Origin of the sequence: Actinomadura sp. 3N508, assembly GCF_044326375.1 — a bacterium.
Taxonomy (GTDB): domain Bacteria; phylum Actinomycetota; class Actinomycetes; order Streptosporangiales; family Streptosporangiaceae; genus Spirillospora.
In genome coordinates this window covers 158,204-171,141 of the sequence record NZ_JBIRAX010000005.1, presented here as the reverse complement: position 1 = coordinate 171,141, position 12,938 = coordinate 158,204, and the positions used below count along the sequence as shown (strand labels likewise).

The window sequence follows — 12,938 nt, the reverse complement described above, 5'->3', positions numbered from 1 at the left end:
CGCGCCGCACGGCCCGGCCAACGGGTTTCCGGCGGACTCAGCGCGGGCGGTGCGTGTAGCCGTGGGCGACGAGGCGTTCGGCCCCGTGGGCGTAGGCGGACGGGTCGGGCGGGAGGCTGGTGCCGAGGCCGTCCACGTAGCGGTTGTACATGCAGAACGCGGCGGCGATGAGCACGGTGTCGTGGATCTCGACGTCGGTGGCGCCCGCCTCGCGGGCCGCGGTGACGTGCCCGGCGCCGACCTCCCGGCCGCCGCGCCGGACGGCGGCGGCGATCCCGAGCAGGGCCCTGAGCTTCTCGCCGATGGGCGCGGTGGACGGGTCCGCATGCACCTGCTGGACGAGCGTCATGCCGCCGTCCAGTTGCGCGGCGGCGCACGCCCCATGGGACCCGGCGCAGAACCGGCACCCGTTCAGCTCCGACACGTACGACGCGATCAGCTCCCGCTCACCGCGCTCCAGCGGGCTCGGGCCGCGCAGCAGGGCCTCCGCGAGGGCGCTGAGCGGGCCCGCCGTCTCGGGCCGGTAGGCGAGCAGGGACGGCAGCCCGGGGACGGCGTCGTCCAGATCGATGTGCGCCACGAGGTCGGCCTCCACGGAAGTTCGGAAGATCCCCCGATCCTCCACCGAACGCCGTCACGCTGGAAGTTTTCTCGCCACTCCACAAAAGGTCATGGTTTCCTGAGGCTCGCCCCACGGGTTGGGTTCGGGACGCCACCGGGAGCACGACACGACCCCCGGCTCCAGCAGTTCCAGGCCGTCGAAGAGTGCCTCGATCTCCTTGCCGGTCCTGGCCTTGATGGGGTGCGGGGTGCCGCTCCCGTTCCACGCGCTCATGGCGGTGCGGGTGACGTCCACGTCCAGGCAGGCGTGCGACAGCGCCACGAAGCTCCCCGGCGCCAGCGCTCCCACCAGCCGCGCCAGGATGCTCCGCACCTCGTCGTCGTCGGTGATGAGGTGCAGCAGGGCGAGCATCATCAGCCCGACCGGCCTGCCGAAGTCGAGGGTCGCGGCGGCCCCGGCGAGGACGCGCTCCGGGTCGCGGACGTCCGCGTCGATGTAGTCGGTGGCGCCGCCCGGCGCGCTGGTCAGCAGCGCCCGCGCGTGGACGAGCACGAGCGGGTCGTTGTCGACGTAGACGACGCGGGACTCCGGCGCGACCCGCTGCGCGATCTCGTGCGTGTTGTCGACGGTCGGCAGCCCGGTGCCGATGTCGAGGAACTGGCGGATCCCCTCCTCGCCCGCGAGGTGCCGGACGCACCTGCCGAGGAACAGCCGGTCGGTCCTGGCCGCCGCGACGATCCCCGGCACCTGCTGCGCGACCCGCTCCCCGGCCTGCCGGTCGACCTCGTAGTGGTCCTTGCCGCCGAGCCAGTAGTCCCACACCCGTGCGGAGAGGGGCCGGTCCATGTCCATGTGGGTGGGGCGCCCGGTGTCGTCCGTCGTCATGCGGCTCCTCCTTCGCGGGGATGACCGACGCTACACCGAGCGGCCACAGGCCCTGTCAAGAGCCCCGGCCACGGCGCCGGGATCATAGGACGGGAGCACGGCGGCGAGATGCCCGTCCGGGCGGACGACGTGGACGGTGTCGGGCCCGGCCCGCAACGCCTCCCGCAGGACGCCTTCGGTGTCGATGTCCTCCAGCGCGTGCACGCGGTACGGAACATCGGTGGTGAGTTCCGCCGGATGCCGCTTCGCGGTCAGGACGACGAACGCGGTGCCGAGCAGGCGCCGCAGCCGGGTCGGCTCGCCGGACACCGCGCACGGGCCGTCCGGGCAGAGCACGCCCGGCACCGGCGGGCGGACGGCGCCCGGCTCGCGCGGGAAGGCGTCGAGCGGGCCGGACGGCGTCGTCAGCGGCGAGTCCAGATACCAGAACGGCTCGGCGAGGCGGCCCGAGTCGATGCTCTTGTGGGCACCGGGATCCGCCCTGGCCTTCTCCAGCAGCTCCAGGCGGCGGGCCCGCTGCCCGGGCGTGTGCGGGACGAGGAACTCCATCGTCCGGGTCGTGACGCGCAGGTTCTCCCCCGCCGCCGCCCGCCGCTCGATGTCGTAGCTGCTCAGCAGGTCCTCGGGCGCCCATCCGCGGCGGACGAACGCGAGCTTCCAGGCGAGGTTCTCCGCGTCCTGCACGCCCGAGTTCAGGCCGCGGGCGCCGAACGGCGCGTACAGGTGGGCGGCGTCCCCGGCGAGGAACGCGCGGCCGGACGCGAAGCTCGCCGCGCGCCGCTCGTGGAAGCGGTACACGCTCGACCACACGATCTCGTACGGGACGTCCCCGACGATCTTCCGGATGCGGGCGTCCAGCGCCCCGGACGCGCGCTCGGCGTCGAGGTCGTGGTCGGCGGGCACCTGCCAGTCGATGCGCCACGTCCCGTCCGGGCACTGGTGGACGAGGACCTGCCGCCCGGGGTTCCATTCGGGGTCGAAGAAGAACCGCCGCTCGCTCGGGAACGGCAGCTCGGCCCGGATGTCGCAGATGAGGAACCGGTCGGCGAACGTGCGCCCGGGGAACGGGATGCCGAGCAGCCGCCGGACGGTGCTGTGCCCGCCGTCCGCGCCGACCACATGGCTGCCCCGGACGATCTCGCCCGCGTCCACCTCGACGCCGCGTTCGTCCTGGCGAAGCCCGCTCACGGGCCGCCCGTACCGGACGTCGGCCAGGGGCTCGGCGTCGGCGAGGTCGCGCAGGTGCGCCTCGACCTCCGCCTGCGAGATGTTGAGCCACGGCGGCACGACGCTCCGCCCGGCATCGGGGAAGGTGACGGAGAACAGCTCCTCGCCCCGGTAGTAGGTGCGGCCGGTCGTCCACGTCACGCCGCGGTCGATCATCCGCTCGGCGCAGCCGACCCGGTCGAGGACGTCGAGGACGTCCCGCTGGAAGCAGATGGCCTTGGACCCGGACGGGTCGCGCCGCGCCGCCGCCTCCAGCACCACGCTCGGCACGCCGTGCCGGGCCAGCAGCAGCGCGGTGACCAGGCCGACCGGCCCGGCACCGACGATCACGACCGGTTCGCCGTCACTCCAGGAGCTCACGTCTGAGATGGTGCGCCGCCCGCCCGCCCCCGTAAAGCTCCCCACGCCGGTCGGGCCGGACTCGGTCCGGCGCGGCGGTTCATGGCCGGGGACGGCCATACTTGATCAAGTCGTGGCGGGGCGTGCGCACAATGGCGTATGCCCCCCATCGGCACGCCGACCCGCCGGGAGCTCGGCAGGGCGGGCGCGGCGGCGCTCCTCCTCGCGGCGGGCGCCTACGGAGTGCGCGGGCTCGCCGCACTGTGGCCGGGACTGTCCACGCACGAGCCCTCCACGCCGTGGCTGATCGTGTTCGCGGTGCTGATGGCCGCCGCGGCCGCGCTGGTGGCCGCCGCCCTGCGCGGGCGCCGCGACGACCCGGTGTTCGGCCGCTGGACGAGGCCCCTGGCGGGCGGTTTCGTCCTTCTCGTGCTGGGACTGCCGCTCTGGCTGCTGTACGTCGCCTTCCGCGAACCGCTCCGTGTGCGCATCCCTTGGAAGCCCGAGCCGGAGACGAAATGGCCGGACCTCGAAAGCGAGGCCCCGGTGCTGATCCCCTCACCCGTCGTCGCGATCATTCTCGCCCTCGCACTGATCACGCTGGGCGCGGCCACGGCCTGGGTGGTCATCCGGTACCGGCACCGGCCCTGGCGCGGGCATCCGCTCGTCCGGCTCCTGTTCGGCGGGCGCCGGGGCCCGTTCGCGGTGCCGGCCGAGCCGCCGCCCCCGGCGGACCGGTTCGAGGAGGCGGCGGCGGCCGGGAGCCGGGCGCTGCGGTCCACCGACGACGCGCGGGCCGCCGTGATCGCCTGCTACACCGCAATGGAGGGCATCCTCGCGGCGGCGGGCGCCGCCCCGCTCGACAGCGACACTCCCGCCGAGGTGCTGGCCCGCGCCTCCGGCGCCGGGATCGCCGGGCTGGGCGCGGCGACCACGCTGACCACGCTGTTCAGGGAGGCCCGCTACAGCGTCCACCCGGTGACCGAGCGGCACCGGGCCGAAGCGCTGGCCGCGCTGGAGTCGCTGCGCGCCCGGAGCCCGGCATGAGGGCCGCCGCGCTGGTGGCGGCGGCCCTGTGCGGGCTCGCCGCCGTCCACATCGTCGCCGGGACGCCGGCCGTGCTCGCGCTGGCCGCGGCGCTGGCGGCCCTCGGGCTGCTCGCGGCCCGGGCGCGGATCCCGCCGCCGCCGTCCCGCCCGGCGGCGCTCCGCACGCGGGACGAACCGGACGAGCTCCGGGAGTACCCCTCGTACCGGCGGGTCCGCGAGGCGGTGTCGTGGGCGCCGGTGTCCGCCCGGCACTACGACTCCGTGACCCGGCCGCTGCTCGGGCGGCTCCTCGCCGCCGCGCTCGCCGAGCGGCACGGCGTCGACCTCCACCGGGAGCCCGCGCGGGCCAGGGAGCTGGTGGGCGAGGACGTGTGGCCGCTCGTCGATCCCCGCGGTCCCGGCCTCGGCGGCCCGCCCGCGCCGGGCCTGGCCGACCTGCGAACCGTCGTGAACCGACTGGAGGAACTGTGGCCGAACGACTGACGATCGACTCGCCCGCCGCCGCGGCGGCGCGCTGCCGTGACGTGCTCGACGAGGTCGAGAAGGCCGTCGTCGGCAAGCGCGCCGCGGTCGAGCAGGTGATGACGGGGATCCTCGCGTCCGGCCACGTGCTGATCGAGGACCTGCCGGGGCTCGGCAAGACGCTGCTGGCCAGGACGTTCGCCGCCGTCCTCGGGCTGGAGTTCGCGCGCGTCCAGTTCACGCCGGACATGCTGCCCGCCGACCTGACCGGCGCGGCCGTCTACGATCCCCGCACGTCGGACGTGGTGTTCCGGCCCGGCCCGGTGTTCACCCAGTTACTGCTGGCGGACGAGATCAACCGGACGCCCCCGAAGACCCAGGCCGCGCTGCTGGAGGCCATGGAGGAGCGGCAGGTCAGCGCGGACGGCGAGAGCCGCCCCCTGCCCCGTCCCTTCATCGTGCTGGCGACCGACAACCCCATCGAGTACGAGGGCACCTATCCGCTGCCGGAGGCGCAGCTCGACCGGTTCGCGCTCCGGATCCGGCTCGGCTACCTCAGCTCCGCCCAGGAGAGCGAGATGATCTCCCGGCGGCTGTCGCGCGGCGCGGCGCCGCCCCGGCTGCGCGCCCTCGCCGGTCCGGACGACGTGCTCGCCATGCGCGAGTGCGTCGAGCGTGTGCACGTCGACGACGCGATCGTCCGGTACGCGGTCGCGATCTCGGCGGCCACGCGTGAGCACCGCAAGGTGACGGTCGGGGCGAGCTCGCGGGCGACGCTCGGCGTCGTCCAGCTCGCGCGGGCGCGCGCGCTGCTCGCGGACCGCGACCACGTGCTGCCGGAGGACGTGAAGGACGTCGCGGTCCCGGGACTGGCGCACCGGCTCGTGCTGCAGCCGGAGATGTGGGTCCGGCAGGTCAGCGGCGAGGACGTGGTCACCGAGATCCTCGGCCAGGTCCCCGTGCCGCGCGCCGCGGACCAGCCGGCGTGAGCGAGCTGAGCTGGCGCCCGGCGCCCGCCGCGCGCGGCCTGGCCACGCTCGCGGTGCTGGCCGGCCTGGCGGCGCTGCTGCTGTCCCGCGCGAACCTGCTGCTCCTGGCCGCCCCGCCCGTCGGGGTGCTGGCCGCCGGGATCGCCGCGCGGCGTCCGGCGTCCGTCACCCTGCGGGCGACGGACTACCCGCGGCGGTGCTTCGAGAGCGACGCCCTCGAGATCACCGTCACCGCCGACGCGGGCGGCCCGGTGGACGAGATCGCGCTCCGCCTCGACGACGCGCCCGCGTTCGGCGTCGAGATCGCCGCCTACGTCGAGGACCACGCCGCAGGGACGGCGCGGGCCACGTTCGTCCTGCGGCCCGGATACTGGGGCCGCCACCGCCTGCCCCGCGTGGTCGTCGACTGCCGCAGCCGCTACCGCGTCGCGCAGGCACGGGCGGCGCTGCCGCTCGGCGATATCAGCGTCTATCCCGCCGGGCCGCCGGTCCGCCCGCGGCTCGTCCCGCTGGACCTGCCGCGACGGCTCGGCGACCACGTCGCCCGCGCGACGGGGTCCGGGGTGGAGTTCGCCGGCATCCGCCCGTACCTGCCGGGCGACCGGGCGCGGGACGTCAACTGGAAGGCCAGCGGGCTGCGCGGACGGCTGCACGTCACGACGCGCGCCGACCAGCGGCAGGCCGAGCTCGTCCTCGCCCTGGACGCCTACACCGACCTGGGCGAACGCGACCGTCCTCCACCCCCCACCCACCGCCATCCAACGGACGAGCTTCGCCAGACGCTGCTCGACCGCGCCGTGCGCGGCGCGGCGACGGTCGCGACGGCCTACCTGCGCGGCGCCGACCGCGTCGGGATCGTCGTGTTCGGCGGCGCGCTGCGGTGGCTCGCGCCCGGCCAGGGCCGGCACCACTTCTACCGGCTCGCCGAGGCCGTCATGGACGCCCAGAGCCTCGGCGCCGACCTGGCGGGCGGCATGGCCGGCGACGAGGCGGGCGACCTGCGCCGGGCGCCGCGGTCCGCGCTGCCGCCCGGCGCGCTGGTGATCGTGTTCTCGCCGCTGCTGGACGACCGGGCGGTGCGCACCGTCCAGGACCTCCGCCGCCGCGGCACGCCCGTCGTCGTCGTCGACACGCTCGACCGGGAGCCGCCGGGCGGCGGCCGCGAGGAGTACCTGGAGCTTTCCCTGCGGCTGTGGCGGCTCGACCGCCGGGCGCTGCGGGCCGGGCTCGCCGACCTCGGCGTGCCCGTGGTGCCCTGGGCTCCCGAGGACTCGCTGGACGTCGTCGTCGGGTCGTTCGGGCACCGGGTCTCGGGGAGGCACTCGTGAACCGGCCGCGGCCCCGGCTGACGACGGTGGCCGCGGTGGCCGCCGTGCTGGCCTGCGTGCTCTGGGACCCGGGCGTCCCGGCGGCGGCCTCCGCAGGGCTGCTGGTCACGGCGCTGCTGCTGCTCGCGGACGCCTTCGGCGCGTACGGCGGCGCGGGCCGCTACCTGCCGCCGATGATCGCGGGCGGTGCCTGCACCGTCCCGGTCGCCGCGGTGCTCGTGCTGCCCGCGGCGTCCAGCGCCCTCGCGGTGGTCGCCGGGCTGGCGGCGCTCACCGGGGCGTTCCGGCTGACGTACGCCGGGCGCGGTCGGCGGCCTCGGTGATCGTGCGGTCGGCGACCTGCTTGTCCTGCCAGCCCCGCACGTCGGAGCCCTTGCCCGGCTCCAGGCTCTTGTAGATGTCGAAGAAGTGGCCGATCTCGTCGAGGACGTAGTCCTGCACGTCCCGCAGATCGCGGATCTCGCGGTAGCGGACGTCCCGCGCCGGGACGCTGAGGATCTTGGCGTCGGGCCCGCCCTCGTCGTGCATCCAGAACACCCCGAGGCTGCGGACGGTGATCTCGCAGCCGGGGAAGGTCGGCTCCTCCAGCAGCACCATCACGTCCAGCGGGTCGCCGTCCTCGGCGAGCGTGTCCGGGATGTAGCCGTAGTCGACCGGGTACTGGGTCGAGGTGAACAGCATCCGGTCGAGCCGTATCCGGCCGAGCCGGTGGTCCATCTCGTACTTGTTCCGCGATCCTCTCGGGATCTCCACGACCATCTCGATGTCCATCGGTTTCCTCCCGGGATGGCCCTGCCCGGCGGGGCGGGCTTGATCGTCAGTGGGCGGCGGCGTCCCAGTCTGGGCCCGTGCCGATCGCGACGTCCAGACCGACCGACAACGGATACGCGGTGGTCATCCGATCGCGGACGATCTCCTCCACCGCGTCCCGCTCCCCCGGCGCGACCTCCAGGACGACCTCGTCGTGGACCTGGAGGAGCAGGCGGCTGCGGAGCCCGGCGGCGGTCAGCGCCCCGTCCACCCGAAGCATAGCGATCTTGACGATGTCGGCGGCGGAGCCCTGCACCGGCGCGTTCAGCGCCATCCGCTCCGCGGTCTCGCGGCGCTGCCGGTTGTCGCTGGTCAGATGCGGCAGGTAGCGGCGGCGGCCGAGGAGCGTGCGGGTGTAGCCGGTGACGCGGGCCTCGGCGACGACGTGGTCGAGGTAGTCGCGGACGCCGCCGAGCCGCTCGAAGTAGGCGTCCATCAGCGGCCGCGCCTCCCCCATCGGGATCCGAAGCTGCTTGGCCAGCCCGAACGCCGACAGCCCGTAGGCGAGGCCGTACGACATCGCCTTGATCTTGCGGCGCATCTCCGGGGTGACGGCGTCCGGGGCGACGCGGAACACCTGCGCCGCCATCGTGGTGTGCAGGTCCTCGCCGGACTCGAACGCGGCCAGCAGCGTCGGGTCCTGCGACAGGTGCGCCATGACCCGCAGTTCGAGCTGGCCGTAGTCGGCCGTCATCAGCGACTCGTACCCGGGCCCTGGCAGGAACGCGCGGCGGATGCGCCGGCCCTCCTCCGTCCGGATGGGGATGACCTGGAGGTTCGGCTCGATGGACGAGAGCCGCCCGGTGGCCGCGACCGTCTGCTGGAAGCTGGTGTGGATCCGGCCGTCCGCGCCGATCTCCCGGATCAGCCCGGCCACCGTCGTGCGCAGCCGCGCCTGGTCGCGGTGCCGCAGCAGGGTCTCCGGGAGGCCGTTGTCGGTCTGGGTGGCGAGCCAGGTCAGCGCGTCCACGTCGGTGGAGTGCCCGGACTTGATCTTCTTGGTCTTCGGCAGCCCCAGCTCGCCGAACAGCACCTCCTGGAGCTGCTTGGTCGAGCCGGGGTTGAAGGGGTGCCCGGCGATGTCGGCGGCGTCGTCGGCGGCGCGCTGCATCTCGGCGGCGAAGTGCTTCTCCAGCTCGTCCAGCATGCCCGCGTCGACGTGGACGCCCGCCCGTTCCGCGCGGGCCAGCAGGGCCGACAGCGGCAGCTCGACGTCGCGGAGCACCTCGTCCATGCCGGTGGAGGCGAGGTCGGCGGCGGACTTGCCGGCCAGGTCGAGGACGGCGCGGGCGTTCAGCATCAGCCCGGCCGCGCCCTCCGCGGACGGGCGGCGGCCCAGGTGGCGCCCGGCGAGGTCGGCGATGCCGTAGGCGGCGAGGCCCGGCAGGAGCAGGTAGGCGGCCATCGCGGTGTCGGTGGCGACGCCGTCGAGGCGCCACCCGCGCTCGCCGAAGACGCGCAGCAGCGACTTCACATCGTGCAGCGCCTTGGGGCGGCCGGGGTCGGCCAGCCATTCCGCGAACGCGCGCTCGTCTTCTCCGGTGAGCGCGGACGGCTCGAACGACGCGGCATGGTCGTCGCCGGTCGCGAGGGCGATCCGGGTGATGTCGCCCGCGCCGCGCTCCCAGGTGTAGTCGGCGGCGAGCCCCGTCAGCCCGGTCGCTCGGGACGCCAGCCAGGGCGCCATTTCGCCCGGCTCCAGCTCACGGCCCTCGATCGTCTCCGGTTCGGCGGCCTCCTGCGGGCGGCCGCCGCCGGGGTCGGCGGCGAAGAGGCGCTGGCGGAGGCTGACGTTGCGGAACTCCAGCTCATCCAGCAGGGACGTGAACGCGGACATGTCGTAGGGCCGCCGCCGCAGGTCGCCGAGCTCCACCGGCAGGTCCAGATGGCGGACGAGCTCGGTCAGCCGCCGGTTCAGCCGCACCGTGTCCGCCGCCGCGCGCAGCTTCTCGCCCGCCTTGCCCTTCACCTCGTCCGCGCGCTCCAGCAGCGCGGCGAGGGAGCCGAACTCGCGCACCCACTTCGCGGCCGTCTTCTCGCCGATGCCGGGGATGCTCGGCAGGTTGTCGGACGGGTCGCCGCGCAGCGCCGCGAAGTCGGGGTACTGCGCCGGGGTCAGCCCGTACTTCTCCTGGACGGCGGCGGGCGTGTAGCGGATCATCTCCGACGCCGTCCGGTAGAAGTAGAGGACGGTGACGTTCTCGCTGACGAGCTGCAGCACGTCGCGGTCGCCGGTGATGATCAGCACCTGGTGGCCGTCCGCCTCGGCCCGGACGGTCAGGGACGCGATGACGTCGTCGGCCTCGTAGCCGGGCGCGCGCAGCACGGGCATGTTCATCGCGGCGAGGAACCGGTCGAGGATCTCCAGCTGGCTGCCGAACTCGTCCGGCGACTTCGCCCGGCCGGCCTTGTACTCGGGGAACGCCTCGGTGCGGAACGTGCGGCGCGACACGTCGAACGCGACGGCCGCGTGCGTCGGGCGCTCGTCGCGCAGCGCGTTGGCCAGCATGTTCGCGAACCCGTACACGACGTTCGTCGGCTGGCCCGCGGTGGTGCTGAAGTTCTCGACGGGCAGCGCGTAGAACGCCCGGTAGGCCAGTGAGTGGCCGTCCAGAAGCAGCAGGCAGGGCCGGTCTTCCATGCGCTCATCCTGGCACCTGGGTAGGAGGGCATGAAACGGCCGGACGACGTGTTAGGGCGGAACATGACCAAGACCCAACTGGGGCGCCTCGGGATCTGGCGTCCGTGGAACCAGCTCGACCCGGCGCTGGCCAAGGACGTCGAGGACCTCGGCTACGGCGCGATCTGGGTCGGCGGCTCACCGTCCGGGGATCTGGACGACGTCGAGCGGCTGCTGGCGGCGACGGAACGCATCGTGGTCGCGACGGGCATCGTGAACATGTGGAAGACGCCGGCCGCTGAGGTCGCGGCGTCCTACCACCGGCTCCACGACGCCTACGGCGGGCGGTTCCTGCTCGGCGTCGGCATCGGCCATCCGGAGCGGACGCAGGAGTACCGGAGCCCGTACGAGACGATCGTCCGCTACCTCGACGACCTGGACGCCGGGAACGTCCCCGCGGAGGGGCGGGTGCTCGCCGCGCTGGGGCCGAAGGTGCTGCGGCTGGCGGCGGAGCGGACGGCGGGCGCGCACCCGTACCTGACCACGCCCGAGCACACGCGGCACGCGCGGGAGGTGCTGGGCGGCGGGCCGCTGCTCGTCCCGGAACAGAAGGTCGTGGTCGACGCCGATCCCGCCCGCGCCCGCACGCTGGGCCGGCGGACGCTCGACCACTACCTCGGGCTGGCGAACTACGTCTCCAGCTGGAAGCGGCTCGGCTTCACCGACGCCGACGTGGCGGACGGCGGCAGCGACGCGCTCGTGGACGCGGTCATCGGGCACGGCGACGCGGCCACGGTCGCGGCGCGGCTGAGCGCCCATCTGGACGCGGGCGCCGACCAGGTGGCGGTCCAGGTGCTGACCGCGCCCGGTGGCGATCCGCGTCCCGCGCTGCGCTCGATCGCCGAGGCCGTGCCACCGCGCTGAAAGCAGGCCGCCGCACTGAAGGAATGCGAGAAAAGGATGAGGGACGCACCCTGCGGGGGTGGGCGCGTCCCTCAAGCCGATCCGGCGGTTACCGGGTCGCGTAGTGACCGAGGTGGTCGGGCAGGGCGCGCTTGGCGGGCGCCTGCCGCCGGGCGAACTCGTTGCCGTTGACCGTCAGGGTGCTGAGCGCGAACCCCTGGGTGACCGCCGCGGCGGCGTCGATCATCTGGTCGTAGCCCTTGAGGTCGACGTTGCCGTAGGTGTCGCACTCGGAGTGGTAGCACGGGTCGTAGGCCTCGCCGGCCGTGCCGCCGTACACCTTGGCCTGCTCGGCCGTCTTGATGCCCTCCGCGCCGGTGAACAGGCCGCCTGCGGGGATGCCCACGGTGATGAAGGCGTTGTAGTCCGACCGGCCGTTGAACGCCGACTGGTCGGAGGCCAGCTTCTTGCTCGCGAAGTGGTCGTGGAACGCCTTCTCGATCGCGCCGGAGCCCGCGGGCGGCGGGACGGTGCTGCCGCCCGTGCTGTTGTCGCCGTCGTAGACGAACCGCACGAAGTTCGGCGAGCCGATCATGTCGAAGTTGAGGTTGAGCGCGATCTTGTTCCGCTCGGCCTCGGGAAGGTTGTCGACGTAGTACTGGGATCCGAGCAGGCCTTCTTCCTCGGCGCCCCAGAACGCGAACCGCACCTTGTTGCGGAGCTGCTTGCCCTTGAGCTTGTTGATCTGCTTGGCCATCTCCAGCAGCGCCGCGATGCCCGACCCGTTGTCGTTGATGCCGGGCCCTTCGAGGACGCTGTCGTTGTGCCCGCCCACGACCACGACGTTGTCGGGGTTGCCGCGCTTGGTGTCGGCGATGACGTTGGCGGCCGTGCGCTTCTGGGTGAAGGTGTCGGTCTTGACGTTCAGCGTCACGCCGCCGTTCTGCGCCTGCTCGACCAGGGCCTTGCCGACGTCGTTGGTCGGGCCGACCACCGGGATGCCGTACGGCTTGCCGAGCGTGCCCGCCACCGGGCCGGGCGTGCCGGGGAGCTGGTAGATCACGACGGCGCTCGCACCCGCGGCGATCGCGTTGTCGGCCTTGACCGAGAAGAAGCAGCCGCCGCGCTGGATCAGCGCGATGTTGCCCTTGGTGAAGCCGGTGAAGTCGTCGGCCTCGCACCCGCTGCCCAGGCCGGTCGCGCCCGGGTCGACGGGGCTCGCGGCGGCGGTGACGTCGCCCTTGCCGGAATACTGCAGGGTCAGGAAGTCGGTTCCGGGCGTGAACGTCTTCTGCCCGGGAGCGGTCTGGGCGAAGGCCGGTTCGGAGACCTCCTGCCAGAAATCGAACTCGAACTCCTGGACCGTCGGGCTGTATCCGGCCCGTTTGAGCTGGTCCGCAAGGTACTTCACAGTGATCACGTTGCCGGGAAGTCCGGCGGCGCGGTTACCGCCGTTGGCATCGGAGATCTTCTGCAGGTTGTTCTGGTGGTGACGGACGTTCTTGAGCGTCACTAGGTCGGCGAGCACCGGATTGTTCGGTGCGGCCTGGGCCTGGGTGGCCACCGCCAGCGTGGTCGCGGCGAGGGACAGCCCGAGAAACGTTGCGAGCGCGGCTCTGCGCATGACTCGGTCTCCGTTGGTGGGGGGACGAAGCATGCCGCAGCCTTGCACGGCGACATTTCGCACAACAAGTCACAACTCTCACATAACTTCGGCCAACATCGGCCTCTCCGAATTCGGAAAGTGAGCGCGGCGTCGCGGTG

The 12,938-nt window shown here is 73.5% G+C and carries 12 protein-coding genes; 6 read left to right on the top strand and 6 right to left on the bottom strand.

Annotation, left to right across the window (positions count from 1 at the left end; all coding sequences use genetic code 11):
• Nucleotides 1–37: 37 nt before the first annotated feature.
• The 3 genes from ACH34S_RS19740 to ACH34S_RS19730 are packed head-to-tail and all read right to left on the bottom strand — an operon-like array spanning nt 38 to nt 3,034.
• On the bottom strand, nt 38–580 hold the full coding sequence (locus tag ACH34S_RS19740; protein ID WP_395954146.1) for a carboxymuconolactone decarboxylase family protein: 543 nt from the start codon (nt 578–580) through the stop codon (nt 38–40).
• Between the two features lie 54 nt (nt 581–634).
• Entirely contained in the window at nt 635–1,447 is an 813-nt protein-coding gene (locus ACH34S_RS19735; protein ID WP_395954145.1) for an SAM-dependent methyltransferase, read from the bottom strand.
• 30 nt (nt 1,448–1,477) lie between these two features.
• On the bottom strand, nt 1,478–3,034 hold the full coding sequence (locus ACH34S_RS19730) for an FAD-dependent monooxygenase (protein WP_395954144.1): 1,557 nt from the start codon (nt 3,032–3,034) through the stop codon (nt 1,478–1,480).
• A 138-nt stretch (nt 3,035–3,172) separates the two neighbouring features.
• Here ACH34S_RS19730 and ACH34S_RS19725 point away from each other — a divergent pair, with 138 nt between their 5' ends.
• The 5 genes from ACH34S_RS19725 to ACH34S_RS19705 are packed head-to-tail and all read left to right on the top strand — an operon-like array spanning nt 3,173 to nt 7,164.
• On the top strand, nt 3,173–4,060 hold the full coding sequence (locus tag ACH34S_RS19725; protein ID WP_395954143.1) for a DUF4129 domain-containing protein: 888 nt from the start codon (nt 3,173–3,175) through the stop codon (nt 4,058–4,060).
• Complete coding sequence (locus tag ACH34S_RS19720; RefSeq protein WP_395954142.1) at nt 4,057–4,545, top strand: hypothetical protein; 489 nt, start codon at nt 4,057–4,059, stop codon at nt 4,543–4,545. Before ACH34S_RS19725 ends, ACH34S_RS19720 begins: the two co-directional genes overlap by 4 nt.
• Nucleotides 4,530–5,513, top strand: a complete 984-nt coding sequence (locus ACH34S_RS19715; RefSeq protein WP_395954141.1) for an AAA family ATPase — start codon at nt 4,530–4,532, stop codon at nt 5,511–5,513. The genes ACH34S_RS19720 and ACH34S_RS19715 overlap by 16 nt, the downstream gene beginning before the upstream one ends.
• Complete coding sequence (locus ACH34S_RS19710; RefSeq protein WP_395954140.1) at nt 5,510–6,841, top strand: DUF58 domain-containing protein; 1,332 nt, start codon at nt 5,510–5,512, stop codon at nt 6,839–6,841. Before ACH34S_RS19715 ends, ACH34S_RS19710 begins: the two co-directional genes overlap by 4 nt.
• Entirely contained in the window at nt 6,838–7,164 is a 327-nt protein-coding gene (locus ACH34S_RS19705; RefSeq protein WP_395954139.1) for a hypothetical protein, read from the top strand. Before ACH34S_RS19710 ends, ACH34S_RS19705 begins: the two co-directional genes overlap by 4 nt.
• On the opposite strand, the gene ACH34S_RS19700 is transcribed toward ACH34S_RS19705, so the two are convergent.
• Together ACH34S_RS19700 and polA are read right to left on the bottom strand one after the other, a co-directional pair.
• The gene (locus ACH34S_RS19700; protein WP_395954138.1) at nt 7,112–7,612 is read right to left on the bottom strand and encodes an inorganic diphosphatase; all 501 of its coding nucleotides are present in this window, start codon (nt 7,610–7,612) and stop codon (nt 7,112–7,114) included. The two genes, ACH34S_RS19705 and ACH34S_RS19700, sit on opposite strands and share 53 nt — an antisense overlap.
• 46 nt (nt 7,613–7,658) lie before the next feature.
• Complete coding sequence (gene polA / locus ACH34S_RS19695; protein ID WP_395954137.1) at nt 7,659–10,292, bottom strand: DNA polymerase I; 2,634 nt, start codon at nt 10,290–10,292, stop codon at nt 7,659–7,661.
• A gap of 63 nt (nt 10,293–10,355) precedes the next feature.
• On the opposite strand from polA, the gene ACH34S_RS19690 reads away from it, so the two are divergent.
• On the top strand, nt 10,356–11,195 hold the full coding sequence (locus ACH34S_RS19690; protein WP_395954136.1) for an LLM class F420-dependent oxidoreductase: 840 nt from the start codon (nt 10,356–10,358) through the stop codon (nt 11,193–11,195).
• An 88-nt stretch (nt 11,196–11,283) separates the two neighbouring features.
• Here the strand turns inward: ACH34S_RS19690 and ACH34S_RS19685 are convergent, their stop codons facing one another.
• Nucleotides 11,284–12,798 (bottom strand): M20/M25/M40 family metallo-hydrolase, encoded by a 1,515-nt coding sequence (locus tag ACH34S_RS19685; protein ID WP_395954135.1) that lies wholly within the window; start codon nt 12,796–12,798, stop codon nt 11,284–11,286.
• Nucleotides 12,799–12,938 lie beyond the last annotated feature (140 nt).